Source organism: Erwinia sp. 1181_3 (assembly GCF_052824965.1).
In genome coordinates, this window is record NZ_VTDE01000007.1 from 1 (window position 1) to 13,646 (window position 13,646).

Annotated in this window: 15 protein-coding genes and 1 tRNA gene; 11 read left to right on the forward strand and 5 right to left on the reverse strand. The window is 53.3% G+C overall.

All coding sequences use genetic code 11. From position 1 onward, the window contains the following. The first annotated feature begins 93 nt into the window (after positions 1–93). The 3 genes from FY046_RS16710 (at position 94) to FY046_RS16720 (ending at position 1,936) form a co-directional block, all read left to right on the forward strand. Positions 94–170, forward strand: a tRNA-Asp gene (locus tag FY046_RS16710). Between the two features lie 179 nt (positions 171–349). Next, positions 350–1,153 (forward strand): endonuclease/exonuclease/phosphatase family protein, encoded by an 804-nt coding sequence (locus FY046_RS16715; protein WP_159337892.1) that lies wholly within the window; start codon positions 350–352, stop codon positions 1,151–1,153. A gap of 18 nt (positions 1,154–1,171) precedes the next feature. Beyond that, positions 1,172–1,936: a class I SAM-dependent methyltransferase gene (locus FY046_RS16720; protein ID WP_133846129.1), complete on the forward strand. Its 765-nt coding sequence runs from the start codon at positions 1,172–1,174 to the stop codon at positions 1,934–1,936. Positions 1,937–1,994: 58 nt separating this feature from the next. Here FY046_RS16720 and mltD read toward each other — a convergent pair whose 3' ends face one another. Beyond that, complete coding sequence (mltD, locus tag FY046_RS16725) at positions 1,995–3,374, reverse strand: murein transglycosylase D (protein ID WP_133846128.1); 1,380 nt, start codon at positions 3,372–3,374, stop codon at positions 1,995–1,997. A gap of 71 nt (positions 3,375–3,445) precedes the next feature. Further along, positions 3,446–4,201, reverse strand: coding sequence for a hydroxyacylglutathione hydrolase (gene gloB, locus FY046_RS16730; RefSeq protein WP_159337894.1), 756 nt, complete (start codon positions 4,199–4,201; stop codon positions 3,446–3,448). Between the two features lie 45 nt (positions 4,202–4,246). On the opposite strand from gloB, the gene FY046_RS16735 reads away from it, so the two are divergent. Then, entirely contained in the window at positions 4,247–4,969 is a 723-nt protein-coding gene (locus FY046_RS16735) for a class I SAM-dependent methyltransferase (RefSeq protein WP_133846126.1), read from the forward strand. Between the two features lie 70 nt (positions 4,970–5,039). Here the strand turns inward: FY046_RS16735 and FY046_RS16740 are convergent, their stop codons facing one another. Further along, positions 5,040–5,648, reverse strand: a complete 609-nt coding sequence (locus FY046_RS16740) for an HD domain-containing protein (protein WP_133846125.1) — start codon at positions 5,646–5,648, stop codon at positions 5,040–5,042. Positions 5,649–5,860: 212 nt separating this feature from the next. Here FY046_RS16740 and trhA point away from each other — a divergent pair, with 212 nt between their 5' ends. Then, on the forward strand, positions 5,861–6,514 hold the full coding sequence (gene trhA / locus FY046_RS16745) for a PAQR family membrane homeostasis protein TrhA (RefSeq protein ID WP_133846124.1): 654 nt from the start codon (positions 5,861–5,863) through the stop codon (positions 6,512–6,514). Between the two features lie 11 nt (positions 6,515–6,525). Here trhA and ygfZ read toward each other — a convergent pair whose 3' ends face one another. Then, the gene (gene ygfZ / locus FY046_RS16750; RefSeq protein ID WP_133846123.1) at positions 6,526–7,512 is read right to left on the reverse strand and encodes a tRNA-modifying protein YgfZ; all 987 of its coding nucleotides are present in this window, start codon (positions 7,510–7,512) and stop codon (positions 6,526–6,528) included. Positions 7,513–7,738: 226 nt separating this feature from the next. Between ygfZ and sdhE the strand changes: the two genes are divergently transcribed. From sdhE to creD, 5 genes are all read left to right on the forward strand, one after another. Then, positions 7,739–8,005: an FAD assembly factor SdhE gene (sdhE, locus tag FY046_RS16755; protein ID WP_133846122.1), complete on the forward strand. Its 267-nt coding sequence runs from the start codon at positions 7,739–7,741 to the stop codon at positions 8,003–8,005. Continuing rightward, complete coding sequence (locus tag FY046_RS16760) at positions 7,986–8,399, forward strand: protein YgfX (RefSeq protein ID WP_133846121.1); 414 nt, start codon at positions 7,986–7,988, stop codon at positions 8,397–8,399. The genes sdhE and FY046_RS16760 overlap by 20 nt, the downstream gene beginning before the upstream one ends. Next, positions 8,392–9,087, forward strand: coding sequence for a two-component system response regulator CreB (gene creB / locus FY046_RS16765; RefSeq protein WP_133846120.1), 696 nt, complete (start codon positions 8,392–8,394; stop codon positions 9,085–9,087). The genes FY046_RS16760 and creB overlap by 8 nt, the downstream gene beginning before the upstream one ends. Then, complete coding sequence (creC, locus tag FY046_RS16770; protein WP_446186299.1) at positions 9,087–10,505, forward strand: two-component system sensor histidine kinase CreC; 1,419 nt, start codon at positions 9,087–9,089, stop codon at positions 10,503–10,505. Before creB ends, creC begins: the two co-directional genes overlap by 1 nt. 89 nt (positions 10,506–10,594) lie before the next feature. After that, positions 10,595–11,956, forward strand: coding sequence for a cell envelope integrity protein CreD (gene creD / locus FY046_RS16775; protein ID WP_133846118.1), 1,362 nt, complete (start codon positions 10,595–10,597; stop codon positions 11,954–11,956). Positions 11,957–12,052: 96 nt separating this feature from the next. On the opposite strand, the gene fldB is transcribed toward creD, so the two are convergent. Then, a complete protein-coding gene (gene fldB, locus FY046_RS16780) occupies positions 12,053–12,571 on the reverse strand; it encodes a flavodoxin FldB (RefSeq protein ID WP_133846139.1) in 519 nt (172 codons plus the stop codon). 179 nt (positions 12,572–12,750) lie between these two features. On the opposite strand from fldB, the gene xerD reads away from it, so the two are divergent. Then, positions 12,751–13,644 carry a site-specific tyrosine recombinase XerD gene (xerD, locus tag FY046_RS16785; protein WP_133846117.1) on the forward strand — a complete coding sequence of 298 codons (894 nt, stop codon included), beginning with the start codon at positions 12,751–12,753 and terminating at the stop codon, positions 13,642–13,644. The last annotated feature ends 2 nt before the right edge of the window (positions 13,645–13,646 follow it).

Here is a 13,646-nt window from a genome sequence, read left to right on the forward strand (position 1 = left end):
TAAGACCCGTAACCGGGTTGTGACCTTACCCCTGACAAGGTAAGGGCGAAACACCTGAATTCAGACGTAGTCTGAGGTCAGTACAGAATCGGTGGAGCGGTAGTTCAGTTGGTTAGAATACCTGCCTGTCACGCAGGGGGTCGCGGGTTCGAGCCCCGTCCGTTCCGCCACTTAAACAGAAAGCCCTGACTCATAAGAGTCAGGGCTTTTTTGTATTTGTATTTTTTATTTTCATTTCCTTACGTACAATCCCGTGCGAATTGGCTCCCGCCGATTGAAAGTAGGCAACAAAGTCCCTATAACTGATAGATGGTAAACCCATTCAGCTGTAAAAAGTGCAGGCGGTAACGTGCAAAAAAAGACTTATGCCATGAGATACGTAGCAGGCCAGCCAGCGGAGCGTATTTTTCCTCCCGTGGCGATGCTGCATGTCGGACAGGCATTGCCGCCCGGTGCGCCACTCACCACAGAAACCCGCCTGAAAGTGCTGGTGTGGAATATTTTCAAGCAACAGCGCGCAGACTGGCTCTCGGTTTTGCAAAATTTTGGTAAAGATGCTCACCTTGTTCTGCTACAAGAGGCGCAAACGACACCAGAACTGGTGCGTTTCGCCACCACTCATTATCTTGCTGCTGACCAGGTGCCTGCTTTTGTATTGCCTCAGCACCCATCAGGCGTCATGACACTGGCCTCTGCTCATCCTGTCTACTGTTGCCCTTTGCGCGAGCGTGAGCCGCTTCTCAGGCTGGCTAAATCGGCACTGGTCACGGCCTATCCGTTACCCGGTAGCCAGATGCTGATGGTCGTTAATATTCATGCGGTGAACTTCAGTCTGGGCATTGATGTTTACAGTAAACAGCTCGGACCGATCGGCGAACAGATTATTCATCACCAGGGCCCGGTGATTATGGCGGGTGACTTTAATGCGTGGAGCCGTCAGCGGATCAATGCGCTATATCGTTTTTCTCGTGAAATGGGGCTACGTGAAGTCCGTTTCACCGACGATCATCGGCGCAAAGCGTTTGGTCGACCCCTGGATTTTGTTTTTTATCGCGGGATGAGTGTCGCAGAGGCTTCGGTACTGGTTACCCGTGCATCCGACCACAATCCACTGCTGGTTGAGTTTGATGCTCACCCTACGGATTACGCATAAACAAGGACACTATTCAGAATGGCAACAAAGCACCATGATAACGTCGATAAACAGTTCGGTGAACAGGCAGGCGCTTATCTGACCAGCGTAGTCCATGCGGAGGGGCGTGACCTCGTACGATTGGCAGAACGGCTGTGTGACGCATCAGAGGCGAAGGTCCTTGATATGGGCTGCGGAGCCGGGCATGCCAGTTTCATTGCTGCCCAGCATGTTAAAGAAGTGGTCGCGTACGATCTGTCGGAGAAAATGCTGGCAGTGGTGCGAGCAACAGCGCTCGAACGCGGCTACCATCACCTGACAACCCGGCAGGGCTATGCGGAAAACCTGCCTTTTGCGGATGCAGAGTTTGATGTGGTGATCAGCCGGTATTCAGCGCATCACTGGCACGATGTCGGAAGTGCATTGCGTGAAGTCCGTCGGGTATTGAAACCCGGAGGTAAAGTGATATTTATGGATGTCAGTGCACCGGGCAATCCGGTACTGAATATCTGGTTACAGACGGTGGAAGCCTTGCGTGATACCTCTCATGTGCAGGATTACAGCCCCGGTGAGTGGCTGGCATTAATGACAGAGAGTGGGCTGGTGATACAGGCTGTCTCGCAGGATCGTCTCGATCTGGAGTTCAGTAGCTGGATAGAGAGAATGCGTACACCTGATGTGATGGTAAAGGCGATCCGGGCCTATCAGCATTCAGCACCTGACGAAGTGCAGCGCTACTATGCTTTGCAGCCTGATGGCAGTTTCAGTACCGATATCATCTTTATCGAGGCCATTCGGCCATAAAAAAAGCCCGTCATAGACGGGCTTTTTTGTGTGGATTTTCATCCGCAGTGGCTAACAGTTAACTGTCTGGCGTCGCATTATTGTTAACAAACAGCGTTAACTTATCGCCAGGCTGAATGTTTTTCGTATTACTGGCGACGCTATTCCAGCGAACAACATCCTTGATGTTTACGCCGTGACGTTTTGCGATACTGGCCAGAGAATCACCCTTACGTACCTGGTAGGTGATGCTGTCGCCGTTATCTGCCAGTCGCGTACTGCTGTTACCCAGGCTCAATGTCTGACCGGGTTTGATACTGACACCGCGCAGATTATTGGCACGTTGCAGATCTTTCACCGGAACCCCGAGACGCTTGGCAATGCCTGAAAGAGTATCACCGCTGCGCACCTTGTAAGAGGCAGGAGAAACACTGTTCCTGGCAAGAGAAGTTGGCTGTACCGCTGAGATGTCACCGCTTGCCAGTGAGTTACGCAGTTTAGCTACGTTGGACTTCGGAACCATAATGTAATGAGGACCATTTGGTGCCGTCGTACCGCGTTTGTAGCCGGTATTAAAGCTCTTCAGCTTGCTCAATGACATGCCAGCCATTTCGGCTGCCTGTGTCAGCTCAATCTGCTGGCCTACTTCTACTCGCGCCAGAGCGCGTGCTTCATTAGGTGCCGGCAGACGTACGCCATAACGCTTACTGTTTTTAAGGATCTGCCCTAAAGCCAGCATTTTAGGCACATAGACCGTAGTTTCTCGTGGCAGCGCAAGTGACCAGAAATCTGTTGGTCGACCTTTAGCCTTATTGGCTTTTATCGCTTTGAGTACACGACCTTCACCGCTGTTATAGGCGGCAATGGTTAATAACCAGTCACCGTCAAACATGCCGTTAAGGCGCTGCATCATGTCCAGAGCAACTTTGGTCGATGCGACAATGTCGCGTCGTCCGTCATACCACTGGGTCTGTTTAAGACCATAATTTCGTCCCGTCTGCGGCACAATCTGCCAGATGCCAGCGGCATTCGCAGATGATGTAGCATGGGGATCAAAAGCGCTCTCCACTATGGGTAGTAGTACCAGTTCCATCGGCATTTTACGTTGCTTAATCTGCTCGACAATCCAGTACATATACGGCTCTGCCCGTAATGTTACATCGTGGAGATAGCTCTTGTTACTCAGGTACTTCTGTTTTTGTTCGCGTATCCGGTAATTATCCGGAATCTTCATCTTCAGCTCGTCGCTAATGAAATTCCACAGATCTCTGTCTTGCGCAAGTGACGTTCCATCGTCCTGCCAGCGCGGCGACAACATTTCATCTGAGTACTGTCCATTTTCACCTTGACCTGCCGAAGACAAACTCTGTGCATGCTGTTCGGGGATGTTAGCATCGTGCCTTGACGCCTGGCATCCGACCAGCAAGACTGAGGCGAGTAATATCGCTTTAGCCTTCATGTGTGTGTCAATAGTTCGCTTAAAAGACGAGCAATAATACGTGCTCGATCCCGACAACACAACCAAAAATATTAAAAAGCGTCTTTCTTCTCGCGTAGAACCGCAAATACCTGCCATTCATGTTGCGGAGTTGTTTCTATTCCTATTTGTTTCTGTAATTCAATGTCTTGCGAGCGTAAAAAAACATTTATTTTTCGCTCCAATGCCAGTTTTGTAGGCAATGTTATGGCATTTTTTGCGCGTAACTCCTTAATTTCTCGGTAATAGCGTGCTATTTCGGTCTCTTGGGGATAAATAGCGTGTGCAAAGGTTAAATTCGATAACGTATATTCATGTGCGCAACAAACCAGTGTTTCATCAGGCAGTTCATTAAGTTTTTGAAAAGAATAGAACATCTGTTCTGCTGTGCCTTCAAATAACCTACCGCATCCACCTGAAAAAAGAGTGTCCCCGCAAAAAAGGTAAGGGAAACTGAAATATGAGATATGTCCTAAAGTGTGGCCGGGCGTGGCATAAATCGTAAAATCTCGACCCAAAACCGACACGATATCACCTTCACTGACGATAGTTTTAGCCCCTTTAACGCGCGTTTCTTCTGGGCCATACACCGCTAAATCAGGGTAATGAGAGACCAGTTCGGCCACGCCACCCACATGATCATGATGATGATGTGTGAGCAAAATCGCCACAGGCTGCCACTGGTTTTGTTCAATCATGCGTAACACCGGAGCCGCTTCGCCGGGGTCAACAATCAGGCAATGACCTGTATCATCATGTAAGGTCCAGATGTAGTTGTCCTGCAGGGCTGGAATACTGGTAAGATTCATTATTATCGCTCCTGGATGCTCGCAAGGGAAAGAAGATGGTAAAGCATGAAGCCTGCTAAAACACGCCAAATCCGTCATGTGCCAGAGTCCTGGGCGCAGATACCCTGCGGTGAATTTTATCGTGATGCTCTGTCACACCAACTGCGGCCCTGTCTCAGCAAACTTTACGGCTTCCATTTGCTGAAAATCGGTAACCTGAGTGCTGAAATCGACACTGAAAGCTGTGCTATCTCACACCAGGTGAATGTAGGGTTGAGCGGTGAGTCGCTTCAGGTCAGGGCCGATCCTCTTAGTCTACCGTTTGAGTCCAAGTCAGTGGATGCCTGCCTGCTGGCACATACGCTGGCGTGGAGCAGTGATCCACACAGGGTGCTCCGTGAAGTCGACAGGGTGCTTATCGATGACGGCTGGATGATTATCAGCGGTTTTAACCTCTTCAGCGTTCTGGGGATAGGTAAACTTATCCCGGGTCTGCACCGACGGATCCCATGGAACAGTCGAATGTTTACTCAGATGAGACTGCTGGACTGGCTGAGTCTGCTGAATTACGAAGTGATGCAGAGCATCAGTTTTCAGGTGCTGCCGTGGAATCGACAGGGAGGCAAGATGATCAGCACCCACTTGCCTGCGCTGGGCTGTCTGAATGTGATTGTGGCGCGTAAAAGGACCTTCCCACTGACGAAAAATCCGGCGAAGAAAAGTGCCGGGACCCGGCAATTACACGCGATGGGCGCGACAAACCAGTACCGGGCAGGGCGCAGAAACTGACAGTGCAAGTATAACTGTTTTAGGGCCGACCTTGCTTTCCCGTCAGCCCCCCCGGCCGCTCGCTAAGCGGCTAAAGCAACCAGCCCTGCGCATGGGCATTGTCCAGATGCTGCTTCAAATAGCCCCATAGCTCCGGCCACTGCTCCGCCAGCTTGACGTTACGTGCTTCCACCTGCTCCAGGCGGATACCATTCTCTTTCCAGCTCTGGCCCTGATTGTGCAGGTTAAGCATGATGGGCAGGGCGCGGTCGAGCATATTTGCAAAACGCGCCTCTGCAGTTTCTCCGGCTTCATATTCATCCCACAGCGCGCGGAAACGTTGGCTCAACTCGGTGGGCAGTAACCCAAAAATACGTCCGGCGGCAGCCACTTCCTGTTCCTGAATGGCATCACGCGCGGCGATGTCGTACACGAGGACGTCACCTGCATCGATCTCAACCACATCATGTAAAAGCGCCAACTGCGTGGCGTGCTGAACATCAATGGTAGCCTGAGAGAAGGGGGCCAGACTCATGGCCGCCATTGCCAGGTGCCAGCTGTGCTCCGCTGAGTTTTCCTGACGTGCATTGCTGAGCAGTCGGGTACGGCGCTCCACGCCTTTTAGTTTGTCCAGCTCCATTAAAAACTGTACGACTTCTGTCATCGCGCCGAAATCTAAGGCTGCTACCCTGTCTGACATCACCTGTCTCACTTATGCCCTGAAAAAAGTTTGCCCGTATTGTAAGGGAAACGTTTGCGTATTTCGCGAAAGAATGTGCGTTGCATGATTACACACAATATTTTAGCTTACATGTGTACCCTGAAATTATTGTCAGTTAGGCTAGCGGTGATGATTTTTCCGCCAGCACAACGAGTGATGGCGGAGTAGCAAGAACCGGAAAAAGGGTTGATATGGTGAAGCAAAAAGTACTGACGGGCGGGTATTCAGTGGCGGAAGAGATTGCGAATAGCATCAGCCACGGCATCGGCTGCCTGTTGGGTGTTATTGGTCTGGTCCTGATGCTGGACCAGGCGATTGATAACCGGGCTGGTGCGCTGGCGATCATCAGCTACAGCCTGTATGGCGGCAGTATCATTCTGCTGTTTTTGGCCTCCACCCTGTATCATTCTATACCGGGTGAACGGGCGAAATTCTGGCTCAAAAAACTCGACCACTCGGCTATTTATCTGCTGATTGCTGGCACCTACACGCCATTTCTACTGGTAGGATTGAAGTCGCCGCTGGCGCACTGGCTGATGGTGGTCATCTGGGGGCTGGCGTTGACTGGCGTGTTGTTTAAGCTGGTGTTTGCCCACCGATTTGAAGCACTGTCGCTGGTCACCTACATGTTGATGGGCTGGCTGTCGGTGATTGTGCTGTATCAGATGGTAATGACCCTGCCTGCGGGCAGCGTGTGGTTACTGGCTGCAGGCGGGATCATCTACTCACTTGGGGTGATTTTCTATGTGGCGAAGCGCATTCCCTACAACCATGCCATCTGGCATGGCTTCGTTCTCGGTGGATCGTTGTGTCACTTTCTGGCCATCTACCTGTATGTGGTGTAACCCCGTGCTGATTAACCGGCGGTGATCTCATAGGGCAGCGGCTGGATCGCCAGTTCGCCGCCCTCATCCCCTTGCACACGTAGCACGGTATCCGCGTCCAGATCGTTGTTCATCACGGCCTGAATCCAGACGTCACCGTTGTCGAGCTGGCACGCGGCCAGAATAGTGCCGGTACGGCGCCAGTTCTCACCCATCTTCATTTCCAGCGCATCGTTTGCTGCAGGCACGATGCCCGCCTTGCCCGCCAGCCAGTAGAGCGCACGCTTATTGGCCCCACGAAATTTTGCGCGGGCGACCATTTCCTGCCCGGTATAGCAGCCTTTCTTAAAGCTGATAGCATCCAGTGCCTGCAGGTTAGTGGCCTGTGGGATCAGCTGTGCGCTGGTCTCAGCATCAATCACCGGGAAACCGGCTTCAATTTCCAGCGCCAGCCACTGTGAGCTGTCGTTGAGCTGTGCTGAATCAGCCAGTTTTTTACGCACCTCTTCGGCTTTGGCCTGAGAGGTGACTAGCAGAAAGCGCTCGGCTGGCAGATCAAACCATAACAGCGTGCTCTCCCCATCCTGAACCACCGGAGACTCTGCATCAGGCAGCACGCTGAACAGATCCGTTAGCGCGCCACGGGCCTGAAAACCGGCAACACCGAGCAGCACCGATTCATCGTCGGCTACCAGCGTGACTTTGGCAAAGACGGCATATTTTTTTAGTTCCACCAGCTGGTTATCGCGCAAGCTGCGGCGCTCAATAAAGGCAAGGCCTTCACCGCGATGAAACAGGCGCAGGTTGCTCCACATCTTTCCTTTAGCATCACAGTGTGCTGCAGGGCGATGTTGTTCGGCACCCAGCGCGGCCACATCCAGAGTCACTTGCCCCTGCAAATAGCTGATGCGATCGGCACCTGTTGCGTTCACCAGCGCCCACGCTTCCAGTGAGATCAGCGTTAACGGCAAGCGGGCTGATGCGGCGGGTTGACGCGGCGGGAAAGAAATCGTCGGCATAATTCAGTCCTAAAGTAAGCAGGGGATGAAAATCTGTTTCTCATGTTAAAAGAGCAGCACGGCTTTGCAACCTGTTTCCGGAAAATGCGGCACAAAACGCGTGATAACCCTGTAACTGATGCCACTGTTTTGCGGGCTGACGCGCAGGGTGATAATTGCTGAATCAACAGTAGCGCAAAAAAGCGGTACACTGTGCACCCTGTTTGGTTAACCGACGCAGAGTGACATGGATATTTCAAATAAATCACGTATTCACTGGGCATGCCGTCGTGGCATGCGCGAACTCGATATCTCCATCATGCCGTTTTTCCAGTATGAGTTTGATTCACTGACCGATGAAGACAAACAGCTCTTCGTACGTCTGCTGGAGAGTGATGACCCCGATTTGTTTAACTGGCTGATGAATCACGGTGAACCCGCTGATGCTGAGCTGCAACGGATGGTGGCATTAATTCAGGACAGAAACCGAGCACGTGGTCCGGTGGCGATGTAATCTGCGGGCCTCCCGGCGCGCACAAACGTTATCGCTGGTACTGCATGGCACGTTGATCCTGGCGCTGCTGCTGGCACCCTGGCCGGACAGCGCCTCATTGCCACGCATCCTGTTACTGCTGCTGGTTCTTCTGGAGTGCCAGTGCAGTCGACATCGTATCCGGCATTGTCGGGGGGAGATCACCCTGCACAAGGGGCGTGTGATAGTCTGGGCGCAGTGCCAGTGGCGCATGACCTCCCGCCCGTGGCTAACGCAACGGGCGATTCGGCTGACATTACAGAACACGGCAGGCCGTCGCGAGCGGTTATGGCTATTTGCCGATGGCATGGACAGCAGCGAATGGCGGCTTCTGCGCCAACACCTGCTGAATGAAAAGGAACCGCGGGATGAGTAGCCCCACCATCTGGCTGGTAGAAGATGAAGCCGCCATTGCGGATACATTGTTATATATGCTGCAGCTGGAAGGGTTCGAAACCCGCTGGTTCCCGCGCGGTGTGCCGTTGCTGGAAGCCTTGCCGCTGCAGGTACCGGATCTGGTGATCCTTGACGTTGGCCTGCCCGATATCAATGGTTTTGAACTGTGCCGCCGATTGCTGGCATTGCAACCTGACCTGCCGGTATTGTTTCTTACTGCCCGCAGCGAAGAAGTTGACCGCCTGCTGGGGCTGGAAATTGGCGCGGACGATTATGTTGCCAAGCCATTCTCCCCACGTGAAGTCTGCGCGCGGGTGCGCACACTGCTGCGTCGACTGCAAAAACAGCAGCGCATTGCTCAGTCTCCGCGTTATAACGTTGGCCAGTTCACTCTCGATGAATCTGCTGCACGTGTGCAATGGTGCAATCAGTCTCTGATACTGACGCGTTATGAATACCTGTTGTTGAAAACCTTGCTGCTCTCGCCAGGCAGGGTGTTCTCACGCCAGCAGTTGATGAATCTGGTCTGGAAAGAGGCGGAAGAGAGCCTTGATCGTACCGTTGACACCCATATCAAAACCCTGCGTGCCAAACTGCGCGACATCAACCCGCACGAGCAGGTGCTGATGACCCATCGTGGCCTGGGTTACAGTCTGGTGACGGGCTGATGCGCATCGGAATGCGTCTACTGCTCGGCTATTTTCTTATTGTTGCCGTCGCCGCGTGGTTTGTTCTTAGCATTTTCCTCAAGGAGATCAAACCTGGGGTAAGGCGTGCCACCGAAGGTACATTGGTCGATACCGCGACATTGTTGGCGCAGTTCGCCCGTGCAGATATCCTCAGCGGTCAGCCGCAGCAGGGCCAGCTGGCGCAGGCTTTCTCGCAACTGCGGGGTTACCCGGTCCATGCCAATATCAGCGGCATCGCCAAGCGGCGCAATGAATATCGTGTTTACCTCACCGATGCGAAAGGGATTGTGCTGTTTGACTCTTCCGGGGTGGCGACAGGGCAGGATTATTCGCGCTGGAATGATGTTCTGCTGACGCTGCGCGGTGAGTACGGTGCACGCAGTACCCGCAGCAATCCTGACGATGATGCCAGCTCGGTGATGTATGTGGCGGCCCCGGTGCGCGATGGCGCAAAGCTGCTTGGGGTTATCAGCGTGGGGAAAGCCAACAGTACGATGGTGCCGGTGATCCGCCGCAGTGAACACCGTATTCTCTGGGCGGGTGCAGCCCTGCTGGGCATTGCTTTGCTGATCGGTCTGGGGTTTGTCCTGTGGATTAACCGCTCTGTTGGTCGTCTGGTACGTTATGCCGACTCGGTAACAGAAGGCGATGCGCAACCTCTGCCAGCGATGAACAGCACTGAGTTACGCAAGCTGGCGCAGGCGCTGGAGAGTATGCGTCTGCGGCTGGAAGGGAAGCGTTACATTGAGCATTATGCCCATGCGCTAACCCACGAACTGAAAAGCCCGCTGGCGGCGATACGCGGTGCGGCGGAAATCCTGCGTGAATGCCCTCCGGCTGAGGTGGTTCAGCGTTTCTCTGCCAATATCCTGCAACAGAATATCCGTATGCAGCGGTTGATCGACAATTTGCTTCGCCAGGCAACGCTGGAAAACCGCCCTGAAATCCAGCGCCAGTCGGTTAGCCTGCTGCCTCTGGTTACTTCACTGTGTGACAGCCGGGCGGTACAGGCTCAGGGTAAACATCTGACCTTCGACGCCGCCGACGTTGACGGGCTGTCTGTGCGGGCCGATGTGCTATTGCTGGAGCAGGCGCTGGGAAATCTGCTGGATAATGCACTCGACTTTACGCCTCTGGAGGGCGAGGTGAGGATTCAGATCAGTCAGTCGGCCGATGAGGTGATATTCCGCGTACTGGACAGCGGTAGCGGTATTCCGGACTATGCGATGTCGCATATTTTCGACCGTTTCTATTCACTGCCGCGCAGTAACGGTGAGAAGAGTAGCGGGCTGGGCCTGGCGTTTGTGCAGGAGGTGGCCCGCTTGCATCAGGGCAACATTACCCTGAGGTCACGCCCGGAAGGTGGTGTCTGTGCTCAGCTCACTGTGAAAAAATAACGGCCCACTTCACCGTCCCTTCACATAACTTCATTTTCTCCCCATTCAGGGGGGCTATCTTCTGCGTTATCGACACAGGAGAGTCCAACATGATGAAAACCCCTTTATTCTGGAAAATGCTAACGCTGATCGGCTGCCTGCTTCTGCTGCTGGTACCGTTAAGTCTGCTCAGTTCATTGATTACCGAGCGCAGCGTATGGCGCGATAGTGTGGCCGATAAGCTCAGCCAGAGCACCAGTGGTCCGCAGCGTCTCTTCGGGCCGTTGATCGCCATTCCATGGAGCGAAATCGTTACGGAAACCCGCGATGGTAAAGAAGTCACCGTTCAGCAGAATCATCTGCGTTATTACCTGCCTAAAAACCTGCGGGTGGCGGGTGACCAGCAGGTAGAACAGCGTAAGGTGGGTATTTATCAGGGGCAGGTCTGGCGTACAGGCGTCTCCATTAATGCCACTTTCGACAGCGAGCAACTGGCCGATATTAAAAAGCCGGGTATTACCCTCGGTAATCCCTGGCTGGTGATGGGCGTGGGTGACTCACGTGGGATCAGCAGTGTGACACCGCTGAATATTGGCGATCAACAGCTGGATTTCCAGCCGGGCAGCGATCTTCCCGGTAGCAGTGAAGGCCTGCATGTGGCGCTTCCGGACAGCGTGTTAGAGGAGAAAAACCTGGCGCTGAACTTCACGCTTAAACTACAGGGAACACAGCAGCTTGAAGTGGTGCCATTAGGTAAAAACAGCACCTTTGATCTGAAGAGCAACTGGCCGCACCCGGGTTTTACCGGCAGTTTCCTGCCTGAACAACACCAGATTACGCCTGAAGGTTTCACCGCACGCTGGCAGAGCAGTTGGTTTGCTAACAATCTCAATTCGCTAGTGCGTGATGACTTTACCGTGAGCAGCGATAAGCTCCCGGCCTTCAGTTCGATGGTCGTTAACCCGGTGGATCAATATCAGCAAACTGAACGTGCGGTGAAATACGCCATTCTGCTGATTGGCCTGACCTATATGGCTTTCTTCCTGTTTGAAACGCTGACCGCGTTGCGGGTGCACCCAATGCAGTATTTGCTGGTGGGGCTGTCGCTGGTGATGTTCTTCCTGGTGCTGCTGGCGCTGTCCGAACATATCGGGTTTAACCTTGCCTGGCTGACGGCGAGCCTGACCTGTGCGGCGATCAACGGTTTCTATTTGCAGGCGGTACTACGCGGATGGCGGCGCAGTCTGATGTTTGTCGGGGGTTTGCTGGTGCTGGATGCGGTGCTGTGGCAGTTACTGCAATCGGAGGACAGCGCGCTGTTGCTGGGGACGGGGGTACTGATGGCAGCACTGGCAGCCGTGATGGCGCTGACGAGAAATATCGACTGGTATCGTCTGTCGGCGACCGCAATGCCAGAGTTGAGCACTGAAAGTGCGCAGGAGGAAGAAGGCCGTTTCGGTTTGTGGAAATAAACCTCTGAAGGCATGGGCGGAGCGAAAGAGAAACTCCGCCCCGACAGTCGGGGCCGATCATTTTTTCGATCGGCCCTTTGATTTTTTGCGACGGAATTACAGCAGTTCTGCCATCTCAGTCAGGATCTGTTCACACCATTGCGCAATACGTTCGTCGGTCTGCTCAAACTGGTTGATGTCATCCAGCGCCAGGCCGACAAACTGTTTGCCGTCGGCAGTCAGTGGTTTTTTGCTCGTAAATTCATAGCCTTCCAGCGGCCAGTAACCGACAAACTGTACCCCGGACGGAGCCAGCACTTCATGCAGCATCCCTAACGCATCGAGGAACCATTCGCTGTATTCCCCCTGGTCACCCATGCCATAGAGTGCCACCACTTTTCCCTGTAAATTGAGCTGTGGCAGATCGGTCCAGATGGCTTCCCAGTCTTCCTGCAATTCGCCAAAATCCCAGGTTGGAATACCGAGGATCAGCAAATCATACTGCTCCATCAGCGTGGGAGAGTCATCTTTCAGGTTATGCAGCGTCACCAGATCGTCACCGATAAAGTCACGAATCTTCTCTGCCGCCATCTCGGTGTAACAGGTGCTGGATCCATAAAACAGACCGATATTCATGGTAGTGAAACTCATTTTTCGTAAAGTCTGGCGCGATTATATCAGAATCGGGCAGGAATAAGGCATAATGGGGCGGCTTTGTACGGCAGTGTGATGTTGCATGGTTATGATTTTTAAGCGTAAAGTGATTTTATATAACGCACTCCGCGTCATGAGAATCGCAGATTAGAGAGGTTGAAGTGCAGGATAACGATCTGATTGAGCAATTTCTTGATGCGCTGTGGATCGAGCGTAATCTGGCGCAAAACACCGTTGCTTCTTACCGCCTTGACCTGCGATCGCTCTGTGGCTGGTTGCAGCACCAGCAACTTTCTCTGCTGACGGTGGATGCGATCAACTTGCAGGGTTTTCTGGCTGAACGGCTGGAAGGCGGATACAAAGCGACCAGCTCTGCGCGCTTGCTCAGTGCCATGCGCCGCCTGTTCCAGTATCTCTACCGCGAAAAGCTGCGTGAGGACGATCCCAGTGCCTTACTCTCGTCGCCAAAACTGCCGCAGCGCCTGCCCAAGGATCTCTCTGAGGCACAGGTGGAAAGGTTATTGCAGGCGCCCTGTCTGGACCAGCCGATTGAGCTGCGCGATAAGGCGATGCTGGAACTCCTTTATGCCACCGGATTACGTGTGACAGAGCTGGTCGGGCTGACGCTCAGCGATATCAGCCTGCGCCAGGGCGTGGTGCGCGTTATTGGTAAAGGGAACAAAGAGCGTTTGGTGCCGATGGGCGAAGAGGCGGTCCACTGGATCGAACAGTTTATCGAATACGGTCGCCCCTGGTTGCTCAATGGTCAGTCGCTCGATGTGCTATTTCCCAGTAACCGCGCGCAACAAATGACCCGGCAAACTTTCTGGCATCGCATCAAACATTACGCCACACTAGCAGGCATCGACAGCGCAAAACTGTCACCGCACGTGCTGCGTCATGCTTTTGCCACCCATTTGCTGAACCACGGCGCGGATTTACGTGTCGTACAGATGTTGTTGGGTCATAGCGATTTATCAACCACCCAGATTTACACGCACGTAGCGACAGAACGGCTGCGCCAGCTCCATCAGCAGCATCATCCGCGTGCCTGATC

What these genes read in the sequence shown, in the direction of transcription:
- FY046_RS16720 (WP_133846129.1), top strand. Translation starts at nt 1,172, where the DNA reads ATGGCAACAAAGCACCATGATAACGTCGATAAACAGTTCGGTGAACAG.
- mltD (WP_133846128.1), bottom strand. Translation starts at nt 3,374, where the DNA reads ATGAAGGCTAAAGCGATATTACTCGCCTCAGTCTTGCTGGTCGGATGC.
- gloB (WP_159337894.1), bottom strand. Translation starts at nt 4,201, where the DNA reads ATGAATCTTACCAGTATTCCAGCCCTGCAGGACAACTACATCTGGACC.
- FY046_RS16735 (WP_133846126.1), top strand. Translation starts at nt 4,247, where the DNA reads ATGAAGCCTGCTAAAACACGCCAAATCCGTCATGTGCCAGAGTCCTGG.
- FY046_RS16740 (WP_133846125.1), bottom strand. Translation starts at nt 5,648, where the DNA reads ATGTCAGACAGGGTAGCAGCCTTAGATTTCGGCGCGATGACAGAAGTC.
- trhA (WP_133846124.1), top strand. Translation starts at nt 5,861, where the DNA reads ATGGTGAAGCAAAAAGTACTGACGGGCGGGTATTCAGTGGCGGAAGAG.
- ygfZ (WP_133846123.1), bottom strand. Translation starts at nt 7,512, where the DNA reads ATGCCGACGATTTCTTTCCCGCCGCGTCAACCCGCCGCATCAGCCCGC.
- sdhE (WP_133846122.1), top strand. Translation starts at nt 7,739, where the DNA reads ATGGATATTTCAAATAAATCACGTATTCACTGGGCATGCCGTCGTGGC.
- creB (WP_133846120.1), top strand. Translation starts at nt 8,392, where the DNA reads ATGAGTAGCCCCACCATCTGGCTGGTAGAAGATGAAGCCGCCATTGCG.
- creC (WP_446186299.1), top strand. Translation starts at nt 9,087, where the DNA reads ATGCGCATCGGAATGCGTCTACTGCTCGGCTATTTTCTTATTGTTGCC.
- creD (WP_133846118.1), top strand. Translation starts at nt 10,595, where the DNA reads ATGATGAAAACCCCTTTATTCTGGAAAATGCTAACGCTGATCGGCTGC.
- fldB (WP_133846139.1), bottom strand. Translation starts at nt 12,571, where the DNA reads ATGAATATCGGTCTGTTTTATGGATCCAGCACCTGTTACACCGAGATG.